The organism is Mesorhizobium sp. M8A.F.Ca.ET.202.01.1.1, assembly GCF_004791595.1.
GTDB lineage: Bacteria > Pseudomonadota > Alphaproteobacteria > Rhizobiales > Rhizobiaceae > Mesorhizobium.
On record NZ_SRUN01000224.1, the window covers coordinates 1 to 307 of the forward strand.

The window sequence follows — 307 nt, forward strand, 5'->3', positions numbered from 1 at the left end:
TTCCGATCTCATGCACTAAGCGGGCTCCGGTCATGCGGCAAAGTTGCGCCAGGCGGTGAGGGAGAGAAGCGTTGATTGACAGTGCCGTGAGATGGTTTCGGGAGGCGTCAAGCTGTTTAATGATGCCCACACAGTTTACTACGACATCCGGTTTGGTGTCGGCAAACAGGGCCACCAGATCTCCGTCGTTCCGAACGGCGAGATTGGGTATTAGGATCCAATGCTCATCTGGCAGAAAATAGCGTGCTTTGGCCGATGATCGGAGCGTACCAATCGTTACAAATCGATTGTCGGCGGCGAAAACGCG

General features: G+C 54.4%; 1 protein-coding gene. It reads right to left on the minus strand.

The window, feature by feature from the left end; all coding sequences use genetic code 11:
* On the minus strand, nucleotides 1-307 hold a 307-nt coding region (locus EN845_RS34595), incomplete at both ends, for a sugar nucleotide-binding protein (protein WP_135931328.1).